The sequence below is a fragment of the Companilactobacillus heilongjiangensis genome, assembly GCF_000831645.3.
Taxonomy (GTDB): domain Bacteria; phylum Bacillota; class Bacilli; order Lactobacillales; family Lactobacillaceae; genus Companilactobacillus; species Companilactobacillus heilongjiangensis.
Window position 1 is genome coordinate 1,340,750 of record NZ_CP012559.1, and the last position, 19,654, is coordinate 1,360,403.

A 19,654-nucleotide genomic window follows, 5' to 3' on the forward strand; every position below is an offset into this window, starting at 1 on the left:
GGGAAAGACTCCGATTTAGGATTGCTGATAATATTTGCTTTAGGTGGAAGAAGCCATGTTTTGTCCAAAACTTTTTTGCAATAAAGTATCCTTACATACGTGTGGTGCTAGTTGACTTTTAACTATATCTAAAATTAATTTTAAAATCCAAATATCCCCCTTATCCTATGGCTGTAATTATCAGTGACATTATAATATTGAAAGTTATTCACTATTGATTTAGAAACAAAGAATAAACCAGCCGGAAAGAGCAAGAGATTTTGGAGGCGGCCACCACGCATATCCTTACATATTTGTAAGCAACCCGTAAGTAAATCAAATGTAAAAAAATGGTCAACTTTAATAATCTAGTCATAGGAGGAAAATTCACTTATGAGAAAATTATTGAAATCACTATTTTTAACAATTTCTATTATCGGATTAGTTTACGTTGGTGCTTGTGTTTATACAAAGGATCGGACTGATGATTTTGCCCAATTAATGGGACAATTCAATTTTCTAGTTAAAGAAGAACCACGTTTTGTTAAAATTAACAATGCCAAGGGAAAAGATGAAGACGGCTATGGAAATTACAACTACACCCTGACTAGCTACGACAAAGATGGTAATGAACATCCCATTAAATTCACTGGTATGGGCAAACTTAAACAAGGACACTTCCTGGAAGTTACTGCAAAGGGTGCTTACGTCATCACTTATAAAGAAGTTTTCAAAAATGACATGCCAACTAATGTGTACAACAAACTACAAACCGAATAACCCCAAACTAAAAGACACCTTCGAAAATCATTTGATTTCTCAAAGGTGTCTTTTGGCATCATCAAATTACTTTACTCTATCGAATATTACTTTATACCAACTCATCTATTTGAGCTTCAACACTAAGCATCTGCACAATTCCTGCAGCGCACTCAGTCCCTTTATTACCTGATTTACCTCCAGCACGATCAATTGCTTGAGCTAAGGATTCAGTGGTCAAAACGCCAAACATAACGGGAACTGCCCCCTGTAAGGACACTTGACTCAATCCGGCTGCAGTTTCTTTGCAGACATAGTCATAATGATTCGTCTCACCTTTGATAACCGCCCCTAATGCAATTATCCCGTCGACTAAACCACTCTTTGATAATTTATTGACAACCCGAGCTAATTCCAAGGCACCAGGTACATGGACAACTATAATTTGCTCAGAAGTAACCGCACTTTCTTGAAGCTTTTGAACTGCACCATTCAATAATGCATTAGTAACGATACTGTTAAAATCTGCGACCACAATACCGATTTTCTTAGAACCATTAATTTGTTTAGTAGTAATTTCCTTCATTTTAATTTACCTCACTCAATATATGATGAAATTTCTTTTTTTTTGTTTTTAAATAATCTTGATTTTCCTTTGTTAAGCCCACTTCTAAGGGAATCCTTTGAACGACTTCGATTCCTGATTCTTGCAGTTGCTTGACCTTATCAGGATTATTAGTCATTAATTCTATTTGTTTAACCCCTTTAGATTTAAGGATTTCAGCGGCAAGATCATAGTGACGGGCATCTGCTGGCAAACCAAGTGCCTGATTTGCTTCAACCGTATCCAGCCCTGTATCTTGCAAATGATAGGCGCGCAATTTATTAGTTAAACCAATTCCACGACCTTCTTGTCGTAAATAAATCACCGCACCGCGGCCAGCTTGTTCAATTCTCCGTAATGATTCCCGCAATTGCGGACCACAATCACAACGAAGTGAACCAAGAACATCACCCGTCAGACATTCACTGTGAACGCGCACTAATAATGGCTCCTTACCAGTAATATCACCTTTAGAAATCAATAAGTTTGGTTCCTTTTCTCCATCTCCAAATGCTTGTAACTGAAAATGTCCATAAGCTGTTGGCAAGTCAACAGTTGCATATGGTTTAATCTGTGCATTTTCCTGAAACTCTCGATACTTTAAAATATCGTTAATAGTCAAAAAAATGAGCTTATTTTGTTTGGCAAATAATTGTAAATCTTTTGTCCTCGCCATGTGACCATCTTCTTTAACAATCTCACAAATATAGGCCACTGGTGTAGCTCCAGCAAGTTTGGCCAAATCAACCGCCGCTTCAGTGTGTCCGCCACGAGTTTTGACCCCGCCATCTTTCGCAATGAGTGGAAAAATATGCCCTGGATGATAAAATCTGTCCCAATTACTTGTCGGGTCAGCTAAAGTCTTGATCGTATCGGCACGGTCATAAGCTGAGATTCCTGTCATAGTTGTTTTAGCATCCAAACTAACCGTGAAGGCCGTTCCAAAGGCATCTGTCCCGTGGGAAATCATTGGTTCCAGAGACAATCTTTGTGCTACTTGTTGACTCATCGGAACACACAACAATCCTTTAGCCTGACTGATCATTTGATTAACTGTATAAGGTGTCGCAAAGTCAGCCAACCCAACCATATCTCCTTCACCTTCGCGATCAACGGCATCAGCGACAACTACTAATTGTCCTTGTTTTAAAGCTTTGATTGCTGACTCAACTCTTTGAATATACTCATCTTTACTCATAGTCAACTACCTCATTATTCATTTTCACGACATATTTACCTAAGATATCAGTCTCAATATTTACTTTTTCTCCGGATTTCAATTGTCCTAAGATTGTTTCCTTTAATGTGTAAGGAATCAAGGCTACTTGAAACCAGTCTGATCCAACAGAAACAACCGTTAAGCTGACACCGTCTATTCCAATGGAACCTTTTTCGACAATAAATGGCATTTGGCTAGAATCTATTTTAAAAGTAAATACCTTGGAACTCGACTGTTCTTCAATTTTAGTTACTACAGCTGTCGTATCCACGTGTCCTAAGAGAAAATGGCCATTCAAGCGTTCCGTCACTTGTAAAGTCGGTTCTAAGTTAACTAAACTGTTCAATTGCAGCTCATCGAAAGTAGTTCTCTTTAAAGTTTCTGGCATGGCATCAACCCAGAAGTCGTTATTTTGAAATTTAGTAATCGTTAAACATACTCCGTTGATCGAAATACTTTCACCAATTGCAAAATTCTCAGGGTCAATCAATGATGATGCAATTCTAATTTGTTCAGTTCCATGATTATCTTGCAGTTGCACGATTTTTCCTTGTCCTTTGACGATCCCTGTAAACATCAATACACCCTCTTTGCGGAAATTTTTATATCTGATCCTAATGGAGTAATTTGTTTGAGCTCGAAATTCATCATCTCGGAAATTCCTGGTCCCCAAATACTTGGTAACCCAGTTCCCCCAATCAACTTCGGTGCAATATAGACAATTAAATTATCGACTAAATTACTTTTAACAAAGTTGGCATGAATATGACTGCCGCCTTCAATCAACAAAGATTGAATTCCTTGTTGGGTCAAAAAATCAATAATTTTTCGTGGCGTCCAAACTTCATCAACTAAAACGTGAATGTTTTCTGGTAAAACTTGTTCATTTTTGTGATTAGTCAAAATATAGATGGGACCCTTTGACTGAAAAATGGCTTGTTGTAAATCTAATTTTTGAGCATTATGAATCAATACAATCCTAAAAGGTGGAAATGCTGGATTCGACCGTATTGTTAATTTAGGATCATCAACTTTCAAAGTGTTTTCGCCAATCAAGATGGCTTGGTTCATCTGTCGTAATTTTTGAGTATCTTGAAAAGTATCCTTGCCAGTTAACATAGTACGATAGCCATCTTTTTGATTGATTTTTCCATCCAATGACATGGCATACTTCAAAGTAATGAGTGGCCGCTGATTTTGAAAATAAAAATTATAAGCTAGATTCAGTGACTCACTATTATCCAAATTAGTTACTTGAATATTATGCTGTTTCAGACGTTCAACACTTTTTCCCGCAACCAGTGGATTAGGATCAATTTGGCCAATAACTACGCGCTTAAATCCCAGTTCAATTATTTTATTGACGCATGGTGGTGTCTTTCCTTGATGGCTACAAGGTTCTAAGGTCACATAAATCGTCGCTCCAGTGCCCTCTTTCTCATTTTTTAAATGACTAATGGCATCAATTTCAGCATGATTCTCACCAAAACGATGGTGATAACCTTTCGCTAAAATCTGACCATTTTTAACAATAACCGCACCAACTAAAGGATTTTGCCAAGTCTGGCCCAATCCTTTTTTTGCTTGGTTTATTGCTATTTCTAAATACTGCTGATCTGTCAATCTTATTCACCCCAAAAAAAAGGTCCCGCAAAAATGCGGGGCCCCATTATTTTTATTAAGCCAAATAAGACTTCTTTCGAAGACAATCTTAAATAAACGTACTGAGTACGAAAAAATCTTATTTTTCTTCTCCCATCCAGACTATACTGTCGGTTCCAGACTCACACTGGATCCACCGCAAAACGCGGGTCACGGACTTCAACTTTTAGTTGTTACCGTCGGTCGGGAATTACACCCTGCCCCGAAGAAATCATTATTCAGTTTTCAAAAGCGATATTATCATAGTAAAAATATAATTGCAATGCGAGTTATTTAAATATGCCACCTCCAAGAGCAAGAAATCAGGTCGCTATGGGAACCGACAAAAGCCGAGGTCTTTTGTCTCGATTTTGAACCTCGCACAAATCACGAGTTTCAAAAGTCGTTCCGTGGTGTAAGCACTAAAGTGCTAACGCCACCTGCACAGCGACCTGATTTCTTGCTCTTTCCGGCTAGTTCATTATTCGTTTTTGGATTAATATTAAACAACTTTGAGTATTATTTTGCCGTTAATGAATAAAATTACAGGATATAGAGTATATTCTGAATCTTTTGTTTTTAAAAATTATTTCAATTCCATAATCAAAAAATAAACTAGTGGTACCTAGTGGACCAAAGTCCGTAGATTTAACGTTCATGAAAGGCTTTATAACCACTTTCCACAAAATAATTCATTAATTTTACATCGTGTTTCCAGTCGGCTGTTCTTTGCCAATGATGTTGATAATTTACGTAAAATGAACCGCGTAAAGTGTATTGAAACATCAAATCAGCATCTTTTTGATTGAGATTAGTCTTCTTCATATTATCTGGAATCATTCTGTCCTTTTCATGTGAATAAATTCGACCGATAATATATTCGGTCAAATTAGAGTCCATGAACAAAGCCTGATATTTACTTGACTTAGCAACTCTTTGACATGCTGGAATAAATGACTCATCGTTAAATGGTCCATTTTCAGAAACTAACTGAAAATCAAGTGCATCCTCTAATACCTCATTTAACACTGCGGTTATATTGTCAAAATGCAAGTAAAAGGTCGTTCGTGTAATATCGGCTCTTCGACATAACTTTGCTACAGTTATTTTTGAATATCCATTCTCTTCAACTAATTTCAAAATTGAATCCTTCACTATTTGTACGGTATACAAGGTTCTACGATCAATTTTTCTGTTTATATTTGTCATTTTAAACTCCATTACACTTTCCCAGTTATGTTCAAAAAAATACAATTTTATAATAACTGTTCTTAACTTTTATTTCCCATTAGTTAAAATAAACTTTATTAATTTCGTTACACCGTGTCAAGAATTTAATTAATAAACAACTTTTTGGAGGAAATCTTCATGACTTTTTATGAACGACTAGTTTTACAAGCACAACAAAGTTTTCAAAGTAACTATTCCACCTATGCGCAAGGAAAGACGCCAATAAAATTAAGCACTAAACAACCTGAAAAATATGAAACACAAATTGAGCAATTTAGCAAAATGCTTAACGATGCAGAATATGTTGTAATCGGCGGTGCATCAGGATTATCAGCTGCTGGCGGTGGTGATTTCTATTACACTGATACGCCATCATTTTATGAAACTTTCGGAAAGTTTTCAGAGAAATATGGTTTTAAAGGTGCTTTCGCTGGTATGCAATATCCCTTCCCTAATCGTGAAACTTACTGGGGATATTTAGCAACATTTTTACATACAACTTTGAACGCCCAAATCAGACAACCGTATCAAGATCTAGCAGCAATTTTACAAGATAAAGATTTTGATATTGTAACTACTAATCAGGATACACAATTTATAAAAGAATTTGACGAGACTACAGTTTCTGAAATTCAGGGAGATCACCGCTTCTTTCAATGTTCTAACGCTTGTACCGATGATGTTTGGGATGCAACTAAATCAATCGATCAAATGATTCAAGCTATGGGTGATGACACTCAGATACCGACTGACTTAATTCCCCATTGTCCACACTGTGGTGCCGAAGCGTTCCCCTGGGTTCGTGGCTATGGTAATTTTTTGGAAGGAAAAAAATACCAAGAAGAATATACTAAGATTTCCAATGCACTGCTAAGTCATCAAGGAGCAAAGACATTATTCATTGAACTGGGGGTTGGGCGTATGACACCTACGTTCATTCAAGAACCCTTCTGGACTTTAAGCTACAATTTACCAAACGCTAGTTATATTTCCGTAAATCATGACAATGCCTTTTTACCTGAACAACTAGAAAACAAAGGTTTAGCCATGCAAAACGATACTGCTAAAGTATTACACGACGTAAGAAATCAGTTAGTCGAGGCTAAAAATGACAAGTAAATTAAATCAGGCCAAACAAATTTTAAATTCTGCTCCCCACGTTCTAGTCACTGCCAGTAATGGCTTTTCAATCGGTGAAGGTATCAATATTTTCCAAAATAACGACGCTTTCCAAAAAGTCCTAGGCGATCTCATTCCCAAGTATCATTTTAATTCTATCCTTTCAGCATTATCATATCCGTATGATAATCTTTTGGATGCTTGGCAAGTCTGGGCTCGTTTAATAAATTATTTTGTTGGAAATTATCACATCAGTCCACAAATGCAATCTTTGAAACAATTACTAAAAAGCAAGGATTATTTAATTGCCACATCTAATGGTGAATATCACTTTAATCTCGCCGGTTTCAATGACGAATCTGTTTTAGCTACTGAAGGTGATTGGGGAACGGTTCAGTGCTTTGGTTCACATGATAATAGACAAGAAATTAAGTCACTACCAATTGCTGAAAAAATTCTCGCTGCTGACAAAGAAAACAAGCTTACCTTTGACTCATTACCTAAGTGTGAAACTTGCGGAAATATACTATTGCCTAATCTACCATTTAATGCAAAATATCTTAAAACCGTTCAAAGTCAAGATAAGTTTTCGGCCTTTCTAAATTCAACAATTTCTATGCATAACCCTTTAACTGTTTTAGAATTGGGCGTTGGACAAAATCATCCTAATTTGCGCAAACCGATATTCGACATGCTGGCATTAGCTCCACAAGCCAATTATATTATCATCAATCGTGACCACATCGTTATTCCAGATTCAATTAAAAAGCAAACTATTGAATTTTCAGGAAATATTGAAGATGTTTTGCGAGATCTTACAGCACCACAAAATACATTTTAAAAATAAATAACCATCTATTTTCAACCAATTTTAATGTAGGTCGAAAATAGATGGTTATTTGGGTTTTATTTACAATTACCTAAGTCTTAAATTAAATGACTTCTGTACTCGTTCAATACATCTGGCCAATCAGTTTGAATCGCATTGATTCCAAAATCTAGTGTTTTCGTCCAGCTTTGATCCATCCCTGACAATAGTGCTAAATTGTCGTCCAATCCGCCAAACAAAACATTCTTATCATTCAATCTGATACTGTTGCTAAGAAACATATAATCACCATTGCGATATTTATCAAAAGCCGGTGCATTAACTAGTTCAAAACGTAAACCTTTCTCAATAATTTCAAATCCAACAATATTCAAATTAGGATAATCAGCTAGAACTTCTAATTCCTCTACATTGGTGACAATCGGAAAATATAAATATTGCACCGAATGATTATTCAGTTTTTCTAAACACTCACGTTTAACCGGTGATTTCAAGATAAAGTATTCTCGCATCACTTCATAATTATCTAGCTCTGGCAAGAACGTATCCCAATAATCCCATGATCGATCAATATTTAAGAAGACATCACGATTTATATGGTTATAGAAATAATCGAACGTTTCGACAGACTTAGAAATCGTATCGCCTAAAGCATTTCTAAAATGTTTAGAGTTAATCTCAGTTGTCGAAAGCTCTTGAATATTACGATTCTCATCCAAAAGCCGTTCTTCTCCCCCATCGTGGAAAACGAAAAAGTCATTATCAGTCGACATAGAAATATCCATCTCAACAATATCAGCATGTTGCAATTGTGAAACTTTAACCGCATCGCTCGTATTCTCGATAATGTTTCCTCCATGTGAACCACGATGAACGACGATTAAAAATTTGTTTTGGTGCAGCTTTTTTAAAAATTTTCTTTTGTTAACTTTCATGTTTTATCTTTCTACTAAATAGATTTCTCAGAACATTTTTTCCGTCCGCATATACGAAAAAGAAAACTAGTGAATTAATCGTCATCAGTAAAACGGAATAAACAAAATTCAAGGCAATCCCCTCAATTCCTGATTCGGAACTGGAATTACTTCTGATAACGACCCCAACTGGTTTAGCAATCGGGTTATACAAAAAGACGGATAAATCATAATCACTTAATTTTCCATTGAAATTAATTGCTAGCATGGCAAGAATCGTTGGCAAAATAATGGGTAAAACAATCTTGATATATGAATATAGTGGCTTTGCACCTAAAATTTTAGCTGCATCTTCTAAAGATTGATCAACACCATAATAAGATGCTTTCAAAAACCTAAACGTCTTTGGCATTAAGACAACCACATAAGCGATTAGCATAATTACTAACGAACCTGTCAAAACGTTATTGAACACAATCCCATGTGGATGGGAATATGTCATAACCAAACCCAAAGCAAACATTAAACCTGGAAAGACCCATGGTATATGAATCAACATTTCCAGCACCGTTGAAAATTTAGTTCGATGTTTAAAAATGAATCTAGCCACTACCATCATCAACAACACAACAATAATTGAAGCGGCTGTCGCATAAAATACACTTGTCACAAATGGACGATAAGCCGTATCACTAGTCAAAATTAACCGATAATTGTCCAGACTAAAACTCTTCAAAGTTAAATGTCGCGATGAAATTGTTTGGTAATCAGTAAATGAAAACAGCAAAACAATCAATAACGGCATAGTATTAATCAAGGCAAATGCATAGGCTGTGATATGTGTCAAAATATTTAAAAATTTGTTATGAATCTTAACCCGTTTTATGGTCGTTTTGACTTTAGAAATAGATAAAAAGTTTCCTTTGCGCTCATTTCTTTGAATTATATATAACAGTACTAACTGCATCAATCCCAAGAAGAACGACAAAACCGCTGCTAAGGTTCTAGATGATGGCCTTTGTGTGAAGGTCAAAATCAACGGACTAATCGTTTCAAATTGACGGCCTCCAATCATTAAAGGTGCTGCCATAGCCATCAAACCTGTTTGGAATAACAAAATTGTACATGTCAAAAAGATTGGTTTTAAAGTTGGAAAAACTACTTTCAAAAGAATCTTGAAGTCCGTTTCTCCTAAACCCCGAGCGGCTTCAATCGTTTGATAATCAATATTCGTAAAAGCATTTCGAAAGAAGATCATATAGGTCGATGTACAAGCAAATGACATCAAAAATAAAACCGCACCGTAACCACGAAACCAAGCTGGATTCATATGAGGAAAGATATTCAATAAGATTGTTGTAATAAAACCTCTGGAACCATAGGTAAACATATAACCATTAGCTAACATTACCCCACCAAATACCAAAGGAATCATATAAGCAACTTTGATCAGTTTACGACCTTTAATCTCAAAATATTCTAAGAATAAAACTTCCAAAATACCAATGATGGTCGTCGTTATCGGTAAAGTTACTGCCAATAGAAATGAGTTCTTGATTCCTCTGACAGCACGTTGAGAACTCACGATAGACTGTAATCTTTCGGTTGAAACACCATCAGCTGAGAAGAAAACTGATTTAATGATCGAAAAATTAGGAATAATGACAAAGGCTAGGATAAACCATAAGAACATTCCTAGAAAAAGTATGATCCCGAGATTCACTTTTTTTAATTTTGCCATCATAATTGAACCCCATCAGCGTAATTTAGAACGTTATCCAAATTGATAAATACTGATACTTCATCGCCCAATTCGAATTCATCAGCGTTACTTTCACTTTGGAAAGACAAGAAGCGCACACCATTCACTTCAATTTTGTAATAAGCATACATCCCATAAAACTCTTTAGAAACGATTCGACCAGTAATCAAACTTCGTTTCTCTTTGGACAAATAAACTTTTTCTGGACGAATATAAAATTTATTGGCGTGTTCAAAGTGTGATGAATTAAGTCCAATTTTTTCCAAATCAGTTTTCGAAAAATAATTAGCATCCCCAATAAATTTACAAACAAACTCTGTTGCGGACTGATTATAAATTTCATTTGGTGTTCCAATTTGATCTAAACGACCTTGATTAAAGACTGCAATTCGATCGGACAGCATTAATGCTTCTTCTTGATCATGCGTTACATAAACCATCGTGATATCATACTTCTTTTGGAAATCGCGAATGTCTTTGCGTAATGATTTTCTCAATTTAGCATCTAAGTTTGACAATGGCTCATCCATAACTAAAATTTTAGGTTTCTTAGCTAATGCACGAGCAATGGCCACACGCTGTTGCTGACCACCAGACATATTTGAAACATTCTTTGCCAATTGTTCTTCAGTCAAGTCAACCATTTCTGCCAGTTCAGCAACTCGTTTCTCAATATAATCTTTCGATTGTTTTTCAACCTTTAATCCGAAAGCAATATTTTCATACGCGGACATACTGGGAAATAAGGCATAACTTTGGAAAACCATCCCCACTTGTCGTTCATGAACTGGAACATCAGTTATATCTTTATCATCAATCGTAATTACACCGTGGCTAGTCTTTAAAAAACCAGCTAAAGCTCGTAATGTTGTGGTTTTACCACAACCGGAGGGACCAAGCAAGGTAAAAAACTCGCCTTCTTTTACATCAAAAGTTAAATTAGGAATTGCAACAAAATCGTCATATTTAATTTGAATATTTTTAAACGTAATCATGACATTCTTTCCCCTACTTCAAAATATTCAATTCAATGTTTTCATCCCACTTAGCTAGATGATCATTCACAAATTCATAATCAAGGTTTTGTGGTGTAGTTTCCTTCATTACTTCTTTAACTCGTTTGTTCATTGATGATTGAGCATCCTTATTTACTGGAGCTGTTCCGAATTTCTCAGCCCATTTACCTTGAAATTCTGCTGTTCCTAGCCAATCAACAAACTTCTTAGCACTGGCACTGACATGCTTCTTCTTCAAAATACCAACTTGTTCAACTGTTTGTGGTACCCCATAAGGAGGATTTACAATGCCCAACTTAACTCCAAGCTTTTGTTCAACAACAGGAATATTACTCAAGAATGTATATGAATAATCAACATCACCGTTTGCTAAGGCCGCTACTTCTGTTTGACCCTCAGACAAAATTGCTCCATTTTTAAAGAACTTATCTAACTCATTCCAACCTTTATTAGAAATACCCAACTTACCATCTTTATCTTTATGGTTCATTAGTTGTGTATAGACAACAGCATTGGCAGTTGCTCCACCCAGGTTAGTTGGTACGATATACTTTCCTTTCAAACTACTTGTTGTATAAAGATCTTTCCAAGATTTGATTACTTTATTTTTTTTGATTTTTTCAGAATTGTAAATCATGAATACACGTTGTTCTGATAATGGTGAAAATTTTGAATCCTTGTCGATCAATTTCTTATCAACTTTATCAAGCCACTTAGGAGAGTAGGCTGAAAGCATGCCCTTTTTCTTAAGTGTTGTGAACATCATTTGGTTCATACCGAAAGTTACATCGGCAACTGGTGCATCTTTTTCAGCAATAAGACGATTGAACAAGTCATTACCACCAAGATCAACAACTTCCAATTTAAAGCCTTTCTTTTTGGCTTCTTCTTTCAGGAAGTCCCCACGTCCGTTACTGACTGAGTTAGAATAAACGACAACTTTCTCGTTCTTCTCCCCTTTAGACGTATTCTTACTTGCGCTTTGGCTAGTTTTGTTGGCCCCACAACCTGCCAAAATACCTAAAAATAATGCAGAAACAAAGAATATTTTAAAAATGTTCTTCACAATCTGTTCTCCCTTATAATGTTTCAATATTTTTTCACCCAAAATTGAAACGTTTTAATTTTAGATGATATAATCATTATATGGAAATTCTCTCAGTCTTCAATCATATTAATGTAAAGATTGTGTAAATTTTTCAAAAAGCCTATTATACTAGCCTTCGGGAGGCCAATATGAGTAATGCAACCATCAGTGATATTGCAAAAAAAGCTAACGTCAGCATTGGAACTGTCTCAAATGTTCTAAACAAAAAAGGTAATGTCAAAATTGAAACCATTCGTAAAGTTGAAGAAGCTGCGAAACTACTCAGTTATGTTCGAAACACCAATGCCCTATCGATTCGCCAAAAGGAGTCGACAATCGTCGCATTGGTAATGCCACAGTTAAATGACCTGACTAGTGCGCTATATACTAACCTCTATCACGAACTAATCTTACGTAATTTAACGTTGCAACTATACGAGACCAATTCAAATATCGAAACAGAACGTGAATGCTACCAACAAATCAATCAACAGAATTGTCGGGCTGTATTTGTTGTGAATCCAATTGATTCAATCGAAAATCTTAAATCATGGTTAGATGATTCATCTGAGCTTTTTGTTCTATCACCTTCGTCGGAAAATCTGAAATTTGATTTATCAAAAATAACCAAAAAAATAGACAACGAAAGAATTTTCGTCGTCAAAGATGATTTGACATTTGGCTTTTACAAGTATTTCAAAGATTACAAAATCATCAAAAACAGAATGAATATTATTTATCAGGAGCTCAAAACTAATGATAATTTAACCATCTTAGTGTTTGATGATAAGCTAGCCAGTCGTATTTCAACAATCTTGGAAAATATGCCTGATAAAAATATCAAGATTATCTTATTAACTTCTAAGAACATCGTTTCATTCAAACAGAGTGAGAATAAATATGTCTTTCATTACTCTGCCAACAAGATTGCTCTAGACTTTCTGAGTTTGCTTGATTCCCCCGCCACTAAAGCCATAAATATTTACCAGACCAACTATCAGCTGTTCCAAAATAATTCGAATAATACCTCGATTGATTTATTGATGCTAGAAACACCCTTTTCCAAAATATTAACCGGTTTGGCTGATGATTTTTACAGCAAGTATCACATCAAAGTAACTATCCATACGAAGAGTTTCAGTGAGATGCGAACAATTCTTGCTTCTGGAAAACTGACTGATTACGATTTAATTAGACTCGATATTAGTGATTTCAACTGGTACGGTCGAAAAATATTCCAATCATTAGAAAATCAGCCTGGTTTACAACCGATAATTTCTAAACTAGATAATTGGCATAAATATATTTATTTGGACAAAGTACCTTATTCAATTCCATTGGATCCAAGTGTTCAAATGATGCTTTACCAAAAGGATGTCTTCAACAATTCCATTCTTCAAAAACAATTTGCGGAAAAATATGACACGGAATTACTTCCACCAACAACTTATTCTGAGTTGGCTGATTTTTCTGAATTTTTGACTAATTTGAATATTCCAGAAAAGAATAATTACTATCCGTTATCACTAATCGACAGCGCTGGCACACTAATTGCTTCAGAGTTTTTACCATACTATCATTCAATTGGTGGCAAGATAGAATATCGTGAAGGATTGTTCCACTTCAACGCTGAGGAATTCATTCAAACATATAATTTATATCAGAAAATTAGATTACAAAGTAAAATCGAAAACAAATCATGGTGGGATTCTGAAACGATCGACTTTGACAACAAGAAAACTGCTTTAGTCATTGGATTTACTAATCATCTGAATAATATCGATCAAACACAATATGGCATTGCCCCTATCCCTGGAAACAAACCGGCCCTAGGTGGTGGTGTAATCGGGATTGGTAAATCATCGAAAAAGGTTACTGAGTCAATATTATTTTTACAATGGTTATATCAATATCAAATTCAACATGAAATTGCCTTAATGGGTGGCGATGTACCCGCAACTGATTTGTTCTTCGAACGAGAAATATATGAGCAATTCCCATTCTTATCCTATTCGACAGAACTCTATTCAACTGGGGTCAGAAAAACCAAGGTAGGTCAAAATCAGCCTATAAACACTCTGTTATTTGAAAAAATAATTGGAACTGAAGTTTATAACGGTATTCAAAATACACTTGATGCAACCGATGTTTTGATAAATATCAATAACACTTTAATAAAGAATATCTTTAGAATAATTGATAATAATTAGTAACTTCATATTTGACTCTTTCAATAATAATTGAAGGAGTTTTTTTGATGGCTGCCCTTATCCTTGAGTAACCGTTTGCATTGGAATATTATTAAATAGTATGAATAATTAGGAGGTTGAGGATATGTATTCTGCTTCAGAAGATCGTTATAAAAATAATTCTGTTCGTCATGCTGGTCAAACTGGTTTAATGTTGCCACCTATTTCTTTAGGATTATGGCGCCATTTTGGTAGTGCCGACCCATTGAGTGACAGACGTGATGTGATTTTACATGCTTTTGATAAAGGAGTTTTCCACTTTGATGTTGCTAATCATTATGGCGATGGTCAAGTTGGTTTTGGTAGTTCCGAACAATTGCTAGGTCAAATTTTGAAAGATGATTTAAAACCTTACCGTGATGAATTAGTCATTTCAACTAAGGTTGGCTATGAAATCCACGATGGTCCTTACGGAATTGGGACTTCTCGTAAATCCTTAATTCAAGGCATCAACGATTCATTACAACGTTTAAATTTGGACTATGTCGACATTTATTATGCACACCGTTACGATGACACAACTCCAATTGAAGAAACCGTTCGCGCATTGGATGACATCGTTCGTTCCGGTAAAGCTTTATACGTTGGTGTTTCTAACTATGAAGTGCCTGAATTAAAGAAAGCTATTGCCTTATTCAAACAACTTGGTACACCATTTGTCTTAGATCAAATGAGTATGAACTTATTGAATGACCATGTTGAAACAAGCGGTATTGCTCAAGTACTTAAAGATAATGGTGCTGGTGTAATTGCTTATGGCCCTCTTTGTGAAGGTTTATTATCTGACCGTTATCTTGGCGGAATCTCAAGCGACTACAAGATTCACCACACTAACGCAAGCCTCTTGGACAATGGCCCTGAAGCTTTGGTTGCCAAATTGAACAATCTAAATGATATTGCTAAAGGCCGTGACCAAACACTTAGCCAAATGTCACTTGCTTGGTTATTGCGTGATCCAGTTGTTGCCAGTGTTATCATTGGAACGACTAGCAACAAACACTTGGATGAAAATCTCAAAGCATTAGATAACCTTGAATTCTCAACTGATGAAATTGAACAAATCAATAAACTGATCAAGTAAAAAAATGAATCCTAAACTGAATTTCAGTCTAAGGATTCATTTTTTTTGTATCCGTTTTTACTTTTATAGAACAAATTTATTAATAACTTCAGCCAAAGCATCATGGTTATTATCGGCCTCTGTAACATATTTAGCAGCATCTTTGACAGTATCAATTCCGTTAGAAACACTGACTGGCAATCCAACTGCTTTTAGCATTGGTAAATCATTACTATTATCACCCGCCGCAATAATTTCTTCTGGTTTAATATCAAGTAATTTACCTAATTGGACTGAAGCACTACCTTTGTCAATTCCAGCCGGATTAAACTCAACATAACGACCTGATGAAAAAGTAACTGCCAATTTACTTGAGTCAACTTTACTCTGGACAGCATCGCGCATTGCTTTACGCTCATCAACCGTTGGCAAAGCCATGATAACTTTCATAACATTTAGATTCTTAAATTGATCAAAGTCAGGAGTATCCATCACTTCAAACGATACACCACGTGTCTTCAAATAGTTGGAATCATCAGGCGTTGGATTATAAATATACAACACATCTTGAGTATAGACATGTGTCGCTGCAGCATGATTAGCAGCTCCCACTTCAAAAACATCTTTAGCAACATCAAATGGCATTGCGTTAACAATCAGGGGCTTATTGTCTTTATTTTCCAAAACTAAACCACCATTATATGAAATTGAATACTGATTAGGTTGATCACGTAAGTGCATTTTCTCTAAATCATTTTGAAATGACGTATAACTGCGACCTGAGTTCACAACAAAATGAACTCCCTTGGCTGTAGCAGCTTGAATCGCTTCAGCATTTTTATCTGACAGACTTCCATCATCATTCATTAACGTTTCATCTAGATCGCAAACAATCATTTTATACATAGTAAAAACCTCTCACCTTTAAAGATTACCTATTAACCTTATCGAAGTATTGATGTAAACGCAACCACTAGGGCATTTCTATTTAATTTTAATAATGAACAGAACCCTTTTCTTGTAAAAAAATAGCCTATTCTCTTTGTTTTACAGAGAACAAACTATGATATTACATAATTTTTTTATGAATAATCGAAAGCAATATCTTGAATGGCTTACGTATCCATTCTTTTACTGATTCTCCAAATCCTAACAAAGCTAATATGACTATGGATATTTTTTCCATCTGTCTTCTCCTGATTTCTAGTTACCGAACCATTAGTATAATTGCCTTGCTTTTCAGATACTATTCAAACTGTATTCTTAAATCACCTAATCCCGTACTACTCCATTGATACCCAGCCACACGAGAAATTCTTGTCAATTCAGAAATTTCTTGACTAATTTTGGATCCAAAAATTTCGTTACTATGAGTTAAAATATACAAACTAAACCCATTAACAGTTTTAGTCGCAACAATCTGTGGTGGAACATTTTTGTTTAAAGCGGCCCCAGCTTTTAACAAAATATTCAATATCTGCTGATCTCGTTTCTCGTTATGCAACTGATTATACATTGCATCAATTATTTGAAATGTTTCTGTTTTCAGATTTTCTCCCATAATAATCTCCTTTCAAACTCATAATAATTATAAATAACTTGACCCTTCGTAGCTACAAAACGTCCTCAACAACGATTTTCTATTCCTCAATCAATTACTTTTCAATGGTTTGTTGCGACTTTTTCTGGTCATGATTTACCCACCTGATCAATTTTTAAAATTATTGGTCAATGCATCTAACATTTCATCTGAATCTATTATTGGTGTAGCACCGAATCGCCCTTCGACATACCGTTTCATGTAACTAATTCCACTACGCGTTGTATTTCTAGTATCTTTAAAATCAAAAATCGACGTCAACTCACTCTCACCCTTAAAATCTTTTTCGACTAAGTAAATTTGGTCCACTCGGACGTCAGAATCTAATAATTGTAATTCATGGGTCGTTAATATAAATTGGCTTTGATTAGCTTTAGAATTGAATATTTTAACCATCGCTTGAGACAATTCTAAATGCAATGAATCATCAAATTCATCGAATAATAAGGTTTTACCATGTCCATTGATTTCGGCATTAATAAAAGATAACGCAATCATAAGTATTTTTTGCGTTCCTCGAGACTCACTATCAATGGATAAACGCCTCCTTCCGATTAAATCTCCTTTGTCGTTATGTACCTTATGAACCGCAAACAATTGATTCATCATTGGCGAACCAGCAGAATAATTCAAGGTATTTCCCATCACTGGTTGTTCGTTTACTTCTAAGTCAATAATATTGAAATCCGCAAAGTGCAGAAACCTAAGCAATTGTTCCTTAACTGATTCATCTTTTGCCAGCCCCATAAGTTCACTAACCGTTGAATTCAATCTATAATCACCAACAAAAACTAAATCCTCAGAAAACCAAGTAAAAATCTCCGTTGGAATTTTAATATTATTCTGCATGGCCGTATAAAGCACCAAACTATTTCGTTTAGTCCTCTTAGCAATTTCGATTAAAGATTGATCACCAGATTCAAAATTATTTTGTTCCCGCTTAAAGTAAACTCTTTTACGGGTTTTTAAAACTTTTGAAAGTTTCTCAGAAGTTATTTCCTTGCTAGTATAGGAAAAGCCGTATTCATAGATATCTTTGCCTATAGAAAAAATTACGTTAAAACTCGTATCACTTGAACTAGAATCCAAAACAAAGCCATTATAAGGCAATAAATCGGTAACTTTTGAAGGGTTACTTAAAATCATCGTTTGCATACATTTCAAACCGTCTAACAAATTAGATTTACCAGAACCATTAGGTCCAAAAATCAAAAGATTTTTTAAAATATGCTTATTATTCACTAATACGGTATTAGTATCCTGATGTTTCCGTAATCTTTCACCAGCCTCGGCTGATAAACTAATTTCTTGTTTAAAGGACTTAAAATTACGCATAGAAAAATCAATTAGCATAATCACGACCTACTTTCTAAAAAGGTTATTTTCTTAATTACCTATATTTTATCATTTAAGAAGGTTAAACTGTGATTAAGTGCTTACTATTTCTACTTTATTGTTATTATTCGACGTTTTAGCACGTTTTTTGTATTTATTGGTAAGAAAATTACCATTACAGCAGATAAAAAAAGTATTTGAACTTGATGAAAAGTTCAAATACTTTTTTAGATCAAACGACTCAAAACATTAAGCACGCCCTCATCATTATTTGACTCAGTATAGTGGTTAACTGCACCCTTAATTTTATCTGTCGCATTAGCAACCGCATAACCGTAAGGTGTCAATTCCAACATACTCAAATCATTTTCATTATCGCCAAAAGTCATAATTTCATCGTCAGCAATATTGAATTTATCCTGTAATTCATGTAAACCAGCAGCCTTATTAACTGAGTTTTCACTGATCAATTCTGTATTGTAACCAGAAGTTTGACTGGATAAACCATTTGGCAATGATTGACGTAAACCAGCCAGTGCCTTTTTGAAGTCCACGTGATTTGCAAAAGTTACACCTATACTAGTAACTTGGTCCTGCAACTTCTGAGGTGTCACAGTTGGCAAGTCATCAACTCGTTGTAAATGATTGTAGTAATGATAAGTTAAATCATAAGCCGCTTGCGAAATAGTTTGGTCAACATAAGCTGACTTCACTCCAACAACCAAGTGTTCAGCAATATCAGTTGAATCAAACTGATGATTAATAATGTTTAGGGTTGCTGTCACGGCCTCTTCAGGCATTGCTTGAATCAATAATGGCTGACCATTGCTGTAAACTGCCGCACCATTTTGAGAAACAAAATCCATTTCAGTCTTGAATTCATCAAATTGATCCAACAAACGTTGATATTGTGAACCACTGGCAGCTACCACTCGCGTACCTTTAGCTCGTAATTCTTTTAAAATTTCACCAAAACGTTGGTGATTGTATGTATTTTGATCATTTAGGAAAGTTCCATCCATGTCAAAAGCAACTAATTTAATGGTCATAAATTTATCTCCTTAAAAGCATTATTTTATGATATCACAAAGTAGGCCGTTTTCCGAAAAAAGTCAGTGCGACGCTTTACTTTAATCGTCCTAATAACTACTATATCAGCGTGAATTAAGTGTTACTTTAATACACATTTTTATATTAGAACTATAATTGCATTAATGAATAGGATGAAAATTTTCTAATTTATAATCCAAT

At 35.1% G+C, this 19,654-nt stretch carries 18 protein-coding genes and 1 riboswitch; of the genes, 5 read left to right on the top strand and 13 right to left on the bottom strand.

Going from position 1 to position 19,654, the window contains the following annotated elements; genetic code table 11:
- Positions 1 to 372: 372 nt before the first annotated feature.
- Entirely contained in the window at positions 373 to 759 is a 387-nt protein-coding gene (locus JP39_RS06100; protein ID WP_041501862.1) for a YxeA family protein, read from the top strand.
- 91 nt (positions 760 to 850) lie between these two features.
- On the opposite strand, the gene ribH is transcribed toward JP39_RS06100, so the two are convergent.
- The 5 genes from ribH to JP39_RS06125 form a co-directional block, all read right to left on the bottom strand.
- Entirely contained in the window at positions 851 to 1,324 is a 474-nt protein-coding gene (ribH, locus tag JP39_RS06105; protein ID WP_041501861.1) for a 6,7-dimethyl-8-ribityllumazine synthase, read from the bottom strand.
- Position 1,325: 1 nt separating this feature from the next.
- A complete protein-coding gene (gene ribA / locus JP39_RS06110; protein WP_041501860.1) occupies positions 1,326 to 2,540 on the bottom strand; it encodes a GTP cyclohydrolase II in 1,215 nt (404 codons plus the stop codon).
- Positions 2,533 to 3,138 (bottom strand): riboflavin synthase, encoded by a 606-nt coding sequence (locus JP39_RS06115; RefSeq protein ID WP_041501859.1) that lies wholly within the window; start codon positions 3,136 to 3,138, stop codon positions 2,533 to 2,535. Before JP39_RS06115 ends, ribA begins: the two co-directional genes overlap by 8 nt.
- Positions 3,138 to 4,184 carry a bifunctional diaminohydroxyphosphoribosylaminopyrimidine deaminase/5-amino-6-(5-phosphoribosylamino)uracil reductase RibD gene (gene ribD / locus JP39_RS06120; RefSeq protein WP_082330656.1) on the bottom strand — a complete coding sequence of 349 codons (1,047 nt, stop codon included), beginning with the start codon at positions 4,182 to 4,184 and terminating at the stop codon, positions 3,138 to 3,140. The genes JP39_RS06115 and ribD overlap by 1 nt, the downstream gene beginning before the upstream one ends.
- 120 nt (positions 4,185 to 4,304) lie before the next feature.
- Positions 4,305 to 4,437, bottom strand: a riboswitch (FMN riboswitch).
- A gap of 413 nt (positions 4,438 to 4,850) precedes the next feature.
- Positions 4,851 to 5,411 (bottom strand): TetR/AcrR family transcriptional regulator, encoded by a 561-nt coding sequence (locus tag JP39_RS06125; RefSeq protein WP_041501858.1) that lies wholly within the window; start codon positions 5,409 to 5,411, stop codon positions 4,851 to 4,853.
- A gap of 159 nt (positions 5,412 to 5,570) precedes the next feature.
- Between JP39_RS06125 and JP39_RS06130 the strand changes: the two genes are divergently transcribed.
- Together JP39_RS06130 and JP39_RS06135 are read left to right on the top strand one after the other, a co-directional pair.
- Positions 5,571 to 6,551, top strand: coding sequence for an SIR2 family NAD-dependent protein deacylase (locus tag JP39_RS06130; protein WP_041501857.1), 981 nt, complete (start codon positions 5,571 to 5,573; stop codon positions 6,549 to 6,551).
- Positions 6,541 to 7,392, top strand: a complete 852-nt coding sequence (locus tag JP39_RS06135; protein WP_041501856.1) for a hypothetical protein — start codon at positions 6,541 to 6,543, stop codon at positions 7,390 to 7,392. The genes JP39_RS06130 and JP39_RS06135 overlap by 11 nt, the downstream gene beginning before the upstream one ends.
- Before the next feature lie 86 nt (positions 7,393 to 7,478).
- Here JP39_RS06135 and JP39_RS06140 read toward each other — a convergent pair whose 3' ends face one another.
- The 4 genes from JP39_RS06140 to JP39_RS06155 are packed head-to-tail and all read right to left on the bottom strand — an operon-like array spanning position 7,479 to position 12,138.
- Positions 7,479 to 8,315, bottom strand: a complete 837-nt coding sequence (locus tag JP39_RS06140; RefSeq protein WP_041501855.1) for a glycerophosphodiester phosphodiesterase family protein — start codon at positions 8,313 to 8,315, stop codon at positions 7,479 to 7,481.
- Positions 8,305 to 10,038, bottom strand: a complete 1,734-nt coding sequence (locus JP39_RS06145; RefSeq protein WP_041501854.1) for an ABC transporter permease — start codon at positions 10,036 to 10,038, stop codon at positions 8,305 to 8,307. The genes JP39_RS06140 and JP39_RS06145 overlap by 11 nt, the downstream gene beginning before the upstream one ends.
- Complete coding sequence (locus JP39_RS06150; RefSeq protein WP_041501853.1) at positions 10,035 to 11,051, bottom strand: ABC transporter ATP-binding protein; 1,017 nt, start codon at positions 11,049 to 11,051, stop codon at positions 10,035 to 10,037. Before JP39_RS06150 ends, JP39_RS06145 begins: the two co-directional genes overlap by 4 nt.
- A gap of 13 nt (positions 11,052 to 11,064) precedes the next feature.
- Positions 11,065 to 12,138, bottom strand: coding sequence for an extracellular solute-binding protein (locus JP39_RS06155; protein WP_041501852.1), 1,074 nt, complete (start codon positions 12,136 to 12,138; stop codon positions 11,065 to 11,067).
- 170 nt (positions 12,139 to 12,308) lie between these two features.
- On the opposite strand from JP39_RS06155, the gene JP39_RS06160 reads away from it, so the two are divergent.
- Both JP39_RS06160 and JP39_RS06165 read left to right on the top strand, forming a co-directional pair.
- Positions 12,309 to 14,369 carry an extracellular solute-binding protein gene (locus tag JP39_RS06160; protein WP_041501851.1) on the top strand — a complete coding sequence of 687 codons (2,061 nt, stop codon included), beginning with the start codon at positions 12,309 to 12,311 and terminating at the stop codon, positions 14,367 to 14,369.
- 124 nt (positions 14,370 to 14,493) lie between these two features.
- A complete protein-coding gene (locus JP39_RS06165; RefSeq protein ID WP_041501850.1) occupies positions 14,494 to 15,489 on the top strand; it encodes an aldo/keto reductase in 996 nt (331 codons plus the stop codon).
- 63 nt (positions 15,490 to 15,552) lie between these two features.
- Here JP39_RS06165 and JP39_RS06170 read toward each other — a convergent pair whose 3' ends face one another.
- The 4 genes from JP39_RS06170 to JP39_RS06185 form a co-directional block, all read right to left on the bottom strand.
- On the bottom strand, positions 15,553 to 16,374 hold the full coding sequence (locus tag JP39_RS06170) for a Cof-type HAD-IIB family hydrolase (RefSeq protein ID WP_041501849.1): 822 nt from the start codon (positions 16,372 to 16,374) through the stop codon (positions 15,553 to 15,555).
- A gap of 340 nt (positions 16,375 to 16,714) precedes the next feature.
- Positions 16,715 to 17,029 carry a bacteriocin immunity protein gene (locus JP39_RS06175; protein WP_041501848.1) on the bottom strand — a complete coding sequence of 105 codons (315 nt, stop codon included), beginning with the start codon at positions 17,027 to 17,029 and terminating at the stop codon, positions 16,715 to 16,717.
- Positions 17,030 to 17,176: 147 nt separating this feature from the next.
- Entirely contained in the window at positions 17,177 to 18,421 is a 1,245-nt protein-coding gene (locus JP39_RS06180) for an AAA family ATPase (RefSeq protein WP_041501847.1), read from the bottom strand.
- A gap of 209 nt (positions 18,422 to 18,630) precedes the next feature.
- Positions 18,631 to 19,452, bottom strand: a complete 822-nt coding sequence (locus tag JP39_RS06185) for a Cof-type HAD-IIB family hydrolase (protein WP_041501846.1) — start codon at positions 19,450 to 19,452, stop codon at positions 18,631 to 18,633.
- Between the last annotated feature and the right edge of the window lie 202 nt (positions 19,453 to 19,654).

Excerpts from the sequence above, each read along its gene's own strand:
- JP39_RS06180 (WP_041501847.1), bottom strand. The coding sequence starts at position 18,421 with ATGCTAATTGATTTTTCTATGCGTAATTTTAAGTCCTTTAAACAAGAA.
- JP39_RS06130 (WP_041501857.1), top strand. The coding sequence starts at position 5,571 with ATGACTTTTTATGAACGACTAGTTTTACAAGCACAACAAAGTTTTCAA.
- JP39_RS06165 (WP_041501850.1), top strand. The coding sequence starts at position 14,494 with ATGTATTCTGCTTCAGAAGATCGTTATAAAAATAATTCTGTTCGTCAT.
- JP39_RS06135 (WP_041501856.1), top strand. The coding sequence starts at position 6,541 with ATGACAAGTAAATTAAATCAGGCCAAACAAATTTTAAATTCTGCTCCC.
- ribA (WP_041501860.1), bottom strand. The coding sequence starts at position 2,540 with ATGAGTAAAGATGAGTATATTCAAAGAGTTGAGTCAGCAATCAAAGCT.
- ribH (WP_041501861.1), bottom strand. The coding sequence starts at position 1,324 with ATGAAGGAAATTACTACTAAACAAATTAATGGTTCTAAGAAAATCGGT.
- JP39_RS06160 (WP_041501851.1), top strand. The coding sequence starts at position 12,309 with ATGAGTAATGCAACCATCAGTGATATTGCAAAAAAAGCTAACGTCAGC.
- JP39_RS06115 (WP_041501859.1), bottom strand. The coding sequence starts at position 3,138 with ATGTTTACAGGGATCGTCAAAGGACAAGGAAAAATCGTGCAACTGCAA.
- JP39_RS06170 (WP_041501849.1), bottom strand. The coding sequence starts at position 16,374 with ATGTATAAAATGATTGTTTGCGATCTAGATGAAACGTTAATGAATGAT.
- JP39_RS06125 (WP_041501858.1), bottom strand. The coding sequence starts at position 5,411 with ATGACAAATATAAACAGAAAAATTGATCGTAGAACCTTGTATACCGTA.
- JP39_RS06100 (WP_041501862.1), top strand. The coding sequence starts at position 373 with ATGAGAAAATTATTGAAATCACTATTTTTAACAATTTCTATTATCGGA.
- JP39_RS06175 (WP_041501848.1), bottom strand. The coding sequence starts at position 17,029 with ATGGGAGAAAATCTGAAAACAGAAACATTTCAAATAATTGATGCAATG.
- JP39_RS06140 (WP_041501855.1), bottom strand. The coding sequence starts at position 8,315 with ATGAAAGTTAACAAAAGAAAATTTTTAAAAAAGCTGCACCAAAACAAA.
- JP39_RS06150 (WP_041501853.1), bottom strand. The coding sequence starts at position 11,051 with ATGATTACGTTTAAAAATATTCAAATTAAATATGACGATTTTGTTGCA.
- JP39_RS06145 (WP_041501854.1), bottom strand. The coding sequence starts at position 10,038 with ATGATGGCAAAATTAAAAAAAGTGAATCTCGGGATCATACTTTTTCTA.
- JP39_RS06185 (WP_041501846.1), bottom strand. The coding sequence starts at position 19,452 with ATGACCATTAAATTAGTTGCTTTTGACATGGATGGAACTTTCCTAAAT.